Raw genomic sequence first — 6,235 nt, 5'->3', positions numbered from 1 at the left:
GTTTCTTATTGTCGAGCGACTTCAGCGTCGAAAACACAGTATCAAACGCGCACAGAACGCCGTCTTCGGTATATAGCGAACCGATAACCGCGTCGGTTACGTTTTCCGCGCCCAGTTCTTCCTTGGCCTTTTTGGCCTGATCCACGATCGCAAATACTGTGTCCACAATCGGTTTGCGGTTTACGCTGTCTTTTACAAAACTCATAACTGATCGTCCTTTCTGATGGAATAGCTGCCCAGTGAACGGACAGACGTACAGACGGCACTTAACGCCTGCAGACAGGCTTCCACATTCTGTCTGGACGTATGACCGGCCAGCTGTACGAAGAAATAATATTCAAACGGCCGGCTCTTGACCGGGCGCGACTGCAGATTGTCCATGTTGAGATCAAAAGCGGCAATGACGTTAATGGCTTTCGCCAGAGCGCCCGCGCTGTCCGGTACCGTCAGAAGCAAAGAGGAAACCTCATTTTCCTGCGCATTCGGAACGGCTGAAATGACCAGAAAGCGGGTGGTATTCGAGGCGCTGCCTTCGATGTTTTCGGCAAGAATGTCCAGATCGTAGAGGCTCGCGTTGTCTCTGGCTCCAATCGCGGCTTTTGCCGGATCGGCCTGCTGCGCGATATACTGGGCAGCCATGGCGGTATTCGGATAACAGATCGTCTCCACGCCCAGCGCGTCCAGGAACGTCTTGGACTGCCAGAGCGCCTGATCTTTCGAATACACCCAGCGCACCTCCTTGAGCTGCGCCCCTTTTACGCCAAGCAGGCACTGGCGTATGCGGATGTCCGCGGCCTCAACAATGTACAGGCCGGATTCGAAAAGCAGATCGAGCACTTCGCCGACCAGACCGGAATTCGAATTTTCCAGAGGCACAACGCCATAGCGGACTTCGTTTTCCTGCACTTTCTTAAACACGTCCGCAAAGCTCGCGCAGGATACGGCTTCCGCCTGCGGAAACAGCGTACGGGTGGCCGAGCAGGCAAACGCGCCTTCCACGCCGCAGTAAGCCACTTTGTTGGCGTTGAGCATCTGCCGCTGCTGTTTTTTGGATAGATCCATCAGCGTCTGCATCCATTGGGCAAAATCGCCCTTCAGATCCGGCTTGCTGATTCTCTGTTTTGCTTTTTCGAGAACCTGCGCTTCACGGCTTTCATCAAAGACCGCCATGTCGTGCTTTTTTTTATAGGCAGCAACGATTTCCGTGAGTTTCATACGCGCTTCAAAAAGCGAAGCCAGCTGCTCGTCAATCTTATCAATTGTGTTTCTTGCTTTTTCAAGCGAATTCATAGACATCACCGTGCCTATTCTATCATCGCGTCTTCTGGCGATTCGATTGTTTTCCTTTTCCGGCATGGTACGCGGGAGAACTCAGGCGGATTCCGTCGGATTCTCTGCGCTTTTTACACGTTCTCTTACGCGTTCTTTTCCCGTTCTTTTTCAGATTCTCTCGATGGGGATTCTTTTCGCTCTGGAGGGCCAGATTCGGACAGAAAAGCAGGAGGCTGCCCCGATGAAACGCCTCCTGCTTTTTGCCGTTCTTTCGATTCACTTTGCCTGCGGATAATAGAATTTGTAAAAGTTACTGAATCGATGCGACCAGTCTGCGGACTTCTTCCAGTTCCGGCTAGCCGGCAGCATCGCCATCTCTGTCGTTTCCTCCAGCCAGAACATGGCCGAGATTTTTCCAGCGGAGATGTTCGGCCAGATGATTGTAATAGTCCAGGACATCTTCAAACTCATCGCCGGCGGCAGACATCAGCAGCGCGCAGGCCCGACCATGACCGCGCAGAAGATTTTCCCTGCCTTCTTCGAGCGCGACCAGCCGGTCAAACGCCGCACGAAGCTAACCGCTGAGCGTCCAGTAATAGAGCGGCGAAGCGAGGACGACGACATTGCTTTCCTTAATGGCCGGATAAATTTTAGCCATATCGTCGTGCTGTACGCACGGCATTTCCAGCGCGCTGTTTGCGCAGAAGCAGCCGCGGCAGCCGTGGATGTTCATATCGTCCGGGATCGTCCGGGAAAAACTCCGTGACCGTATGGCCCTCGCTTTTGCCCCTTCGCTGAAGGCTTTCGTCAGCGCCGCGGTATTTCCTTTTCTTTGCGGACTTCCATTGAGAATCACAATGCGTTTTGCCATGGCAAGACCTTCTATTTCTTCAGCAGGCCGGCTCCGGAATGCCAGGCCTGACCGACTGGTTCGCCGCTGGCGTAATAACCGTTTCGCATCGAATCGAAGACAAAGCTGTTCAGCTTGCCTGCATCGATGCGTCCCTGCTCATCGAGAACGTCCTCACTGGCGAGGATGTTGACGATTCGTCCAAGAATGCGCAGACCGTACGGCTGTTCCTGCATTTCCACAGCTTCACATTCGAGCGTCATGGGATACTCCGTGATAACCGGTGCCTCGACATGTTCGCTCTTCACAGAATGCAGGCCCGTACGCTCGAACTTATCCGGAACGCGATTCCCGGACACCGTGCCCAGATAATCGGATTCGCGAAGCGTCTTTACTGACGGTACAGCCAGGGTAAAGGCGCCTTTCGCCTTAAGATTGGCGACCGTTTTGTGCTCTTCAGCCAGATTCAGCGCCACCATGTCTTCGGCGCAGATGCCGCCCCAGGCCATCATCATGATGTCGGTAGTTCTGTCCTCGTTATAAGTGCCGATCATATAGGCAGGCATCGGAAACAGCCAGGGGTTTACATTAAAGCTTTTTGCCATATCAAATCCTCTTTTTGTCTGTATGAACTTTGCCCTCAAGCAGAGTGTTCTCTGCTGCAAAGGGCGTAAAGGAAAGAGGCAGGGCAGCGCTTCCGGTTTCGCCGGTTCCTGGCCAGGACGGCGGTTTGGAAAGAACCCAGACCGCGTTTGGGGCTGTTTCTTCTCTCCATGGCCTTTGGCAAAAACATCCGAATGGGGGGGCCATCCTATTTTCTTTATGCCCTCTGTTTTTTTCTTTATAATGGACTCATTATGAAAAAGACTGCAATTCTTATCCCCTGCTATAACGAATCGGCCACAATCGAAAAAGTCGTCCGCGATTACGCCGAAGCGTTCCCGCACGCAGAGATTTACGTATACGATAACAACTCCTCCGACCACACCGATGAAATCGCCAGAAACGCCGGCGCCATCGTCCGCTACGAACACAAACAGGGCAAAGGCAACGTTGTCCGCAGCATGTTCCGCGACATCGATGCCGACTGCTACATCATTGTGGACGGCGACGACACGTACCCGGCCGAAGATGCCAGGAAACTGGAAAAAGCCGTTCTGGAGCACGGCGCAGACATGGCCATCGGCGACCGCCTTTCTTCCACGTACTTCACCGAAAACAAACGCCTGTTCCACAACACCGGAAACCGTCTGGTGCGCGGCCTGATCAACACGTTTTTTGATTCCAACGTCCGCGACATCATGACAGGTCTTCGCGCATTTTCCTGGGACTTTGTAAAATCCTTCCCCGTTACGTCCAAAGGCTTTGAAATCGAAACCGAAATGACGATTTTCGCCCTCGACCACAACATGAAGCTCGAAGAGCTGCCGATCCGCTACCGCGACCGTCCGGCAGGCAGCGTTTCCAAACTGAACACGATTTCCGATGGAACGAAAGTTCTGTACACCATCGGCCGTCTTCTTCGCGATACGCGTCCGTTCGCGTTTTTCAATACCATCGCCATTATTCTGATGATCATCGCCCTCGCGCTGTTCATCCCGATCTGGATTGAATTCCTCAACACCGGTCTGGTGCTCAAAATGCCGACACTGATGATCATCACGATGATCGCCCTGTTCGCCTTCCTGAACTTCTTTACCGGCGTAATTCTTACGTCTCTGCGCAAATCGCAGAAAACGCAGTTTGAGCACGCGCTGACGATGATGCGTCTGGAACACGACCAGGACCGCCGTCTGGAAAAAGCCATTCACGATCAGAAAAAGTTCGACAAGAAGCTTTCCGGTGAAACCGAAGAAGTGATTCTCGAAAATACGCTTTAAGCATCGAATGAAGCAATCGGTCCGCTGACGCACGCTCGCCTGCACTTGATCGCCGCTTTCCATCCCCTTTCGCCCATCGCGCCAGCTCAGGCTGGCGTTTTTTTATGGGCGGATGTGCACGAGCCACCCGAACCGCACGAAAGAAAGAAGCGCAGAGCCTATTCGGGCGGATTCGTTCTCGCATCTCCTTCGTTCGCCAGGCCGGTTCGACCGGAATCGAACGGATTTTCCGGTCTTCGTCTTTCTCTTTTCCAGCGGCTTTAAAATGACCGTTTGGTGCATTTAAAAATCAATTTGTCCGGGCGATCCTTCCCGATATTCGGATGTCGTGTAAAGGAATGCTAAAATAGCGTGTAAAAAGGAAACCGATTATGAAACTGAATGTAAATCTTCCCGGCTCCTCGTATCCCATCTGGATTGAGCGCGGAGCTTTGCAAAACCTTTCTTCACGCCTTGAGACCAGCCGTCCGTCGATTCTGGTCTGCGATTCCGGGATCCCAAAAAAATGGGTGGATCTGGCCGCAGGACAGTTTGATCATCTGGACGTTTTTTGTTTTGAGCAGGGCGAAGGTTCGAAAAATCTGCAGACTTTCGAACAGCTGCTGATCGCTATGTGCAATGCTGGTCTCAACCGCAAAAGTCAGGCCATCGCGCTGGGCGGCGGCGTCGCCGGCGACATGGCTGGCTTTGCTGCTGCCTGCTACATGCGCGGCATTGATTTCTATAACATTCCCACGACCGTTCTCTCGCAGGTCGACTCTTCCGTCGGGGGCAAGACTGCGGTCGATCTCGGACCGGTCAAAAACATCGTCGGCGCCTTCTGGCAGCCAAAAGCCGTCATCATAGATCCCGACGTTCTCTCTACGCTCGATGCGAGACAGATTTCAGCCGGTCTAGCCGAAGCGCTGAAAATGGGTTTGCTCTTTGATCCCGAACTCATCGCGATGTTTGAACAGGATACGCTCGATATCGACGCCATCATTGCCCGTTCGATCGATCTGAAGCGGATCGTCGTCGAACAGGACGAAAAGGAAGCCGGCCTGCGCAAGGCGCTGAACTTTGGTCACACCATCGGCCACGCCATTGAAGGCAGCTATCCGGACCATGACTATCTGCATGGCGAATGCGTTGCGACAGGCATGCTTTACTTTATTGAAAATCCTCAACTCAAAGAGCGCGTGCTGCGCATTTACGAGAAGCTCCATCTTCCGGAAATTCATAACTTTGACCGTCAGGAAGCGTCCCGCCTCATTCGCAGCGACAAAAAAGGAAACGATACCGGCATCGCCTGCGTCATCGTCGATGAACCCGGCCATTTCCGCTTTGAGACCCGGGATGTTGGGCATCTCGATCAGATGATGGAGGAAGATCCGTATGAAAAACACATTCGGTGAACAGATTGCGCTGACCATTTTTGGAGAAAGCCACGGCGAAATGATCGGTGCCGTTCTGGACGGACTGCCTGCCGGCTTTGCAATCGATCTGGACAAGCTGAACTTTGAAATGGAAAAGCGCAAAGCCAAAGGCGCCTTATCCACAAAGCGGCAGGAAGCCGATCAGGTCCGGATCGTCTCCGGCTTTTTCGAAGGCCATACGACCGGCACCCCGCTCTGCCTTCTCATTGAAAACACCAATACCCGCTCGCAGGACTATGCGAAGCTTAAAACGCGCCTGCGTCCGGGCCACGCGGATTGGAGCGCGTTTGAAAAATATAACGGCTGGCAGGACTATCGCGGCGGCGGTCACTTTTCCGGCCGGCTGACCGCGCCGGTCGTTGCCGCGGGTGCGATCTGCCGCCAGATTCTTGAATCCAAAGGCGTGCACATCGGCACCCAGATTCTCCAGCTTGGTCATGTCAACGCCGTTTCCATGGCCAGTCTGAACCCAGCCGAGCTCGAATCGCTGCTCGATAAGCTTTCCGCGCTGGAATTTCCAGCCGCGGACGATGAAGTGAGCGCGCGCATGCAGGAGGTCATCGAAAACGCTTCGGCCGAACTCGACAGCGTAGGCGGAATTTTGCAGACGGGCGTTACCGGCTTTCCCGCCGGTGTAGGCGAACCGTTTTTCGACTCCGCAGAAAGCCGTCTCTCGCACGGGCTTTTCTCGATTCCCGCCATCAAAGGCGTCAGCTTCGGCGCCGGCTTTGGCTTTGCGTCCATGACGGGCTCGCAGGCCAACGACCCGATTCAGGCCGATGACTGCGGAAACCTGTATACCGAAACCAATAACAACG

The 6,235-nt window shown here is 53.7% G+C and carries 7 protein-coding genes and 1 pseudogene; 3 read left to right on the top strand and 5 right to left on the bottom strand.

Going from position 1 to position 6,235, the window contains the following annotated elements:
* From ACLUYS_RS09100 to ACLUYS_RS09080, 5 genes and pseudogenes are all read right to left on the bottom strand, one after another.
* A pseudogene (locus tag ACLUYS_RS09100) lies at positions 1-205 on the bottom strand (aspartate/aromatic aminotransferase); the annotation flags it as partial.
* Positions 202-1,290, bottom strand: a complete 1,089-nt coding sequence (locus ACLUYS_RS09095) for a bifunctional chorismate mutase/prephenate dehydratase (RefSeq protein ID WP_288339366.1) — start codon at positions 1,288-1,290, stop codon at positions 202-204. The pseudogene ACLUYS_RS09100 and the gene ACLUYS_RS09095, both read right to left, overlap by 4 nt.
* Before the next feature lie 337 nt (positions 1,291-1,627).
* Positions 1,628-1,759 (bottom strand): hypothetical protein, encoded by a 132-nt coding sequence (locus ACLUYS_RS09090; RefSeq protein ID WP_288339364.1) that lies wholly within the window; start codon positions 1,757-1,759, stop codon positions 1,628-1,630.
* A gap of 87 nt (positions 1,760-1,846) precedes the next feature.
* Positions 1,847-2,143, bottom strand: coding sequence for a flavodoxin family protein (locus tag ACLUYS_RS09085; RefSeq protein WP_288339362.1), 297 nt, complete (start codon positions 2,141-2,143; stop codon positions 1,847-1,849).
* An 11-nt stretch (positions 2,144-2,154) separates the two neighbouring features.
* Positions 2,155-2,727, bottom strand: a complete 573-nt coding sequence (locus ACLUYS_RS09080; RefSeq protein ID WP_412659663.1) for a flavin reductase family protein — start codon at positions 2,725-2,727, stop codon at positions 2,155-2,157.
* A gap of 252 nt (positions 2,728-2,979) precedes the next feature.
* Here ACLUYS_RS09080 and ACLUYS_RS09075 point away from each other — a divergent pair, with 252 nt between their 5' ends.
* The 3 genes from ACLUYS_RS09075 to aroC all read left to right on the top strand — a co-directional run.
* Complete coding sequence (locus ACLUYS_RS09075) at positions 2,980-4,002, top strand: glycosyltransferase family 2 protein (RefSeq protein WP_412659662.1); 1,023 nt, start codon at positions 2,980-2,982, stop codon at positions 4,000-4,002.
* Positions 4,003-4,373: 371 nt separating this feature from the next.
* Positions 4,374-5,396, top strand: a complete 1,023-nt coding sequence (locus ACLUYS_RS09070) for a 3-dehydroquinate synthase family protein (protein WP_412659661.1) — start codon at positions 4,374-4,376, stop codon at positions 5,394-5,396.
* Positions 5,377-6,235 (top strand): chorismate synthase (aroC, locus tag ACLUYS_RS09065; RefSeq protein ID WP_412659660.1); only part of this gene is annotated, 859 nt, incomplete at its 3' end. The genes ACLUYS_RS09070 and aroC, both read left to right, overlap by 20 nt.

This window comes from Allobaculum sp. (genome assembly GCF_047010065.1).
GTDB lineage: Bacteria > Bacillota_I > Bacilli_A > Erysipelotrichales > Erysipelotrichaceae > Allobaculum > Allobaculum fili.
This window is presented reverse-complemented; position numbering and strand designations above follow the sequence as displayed.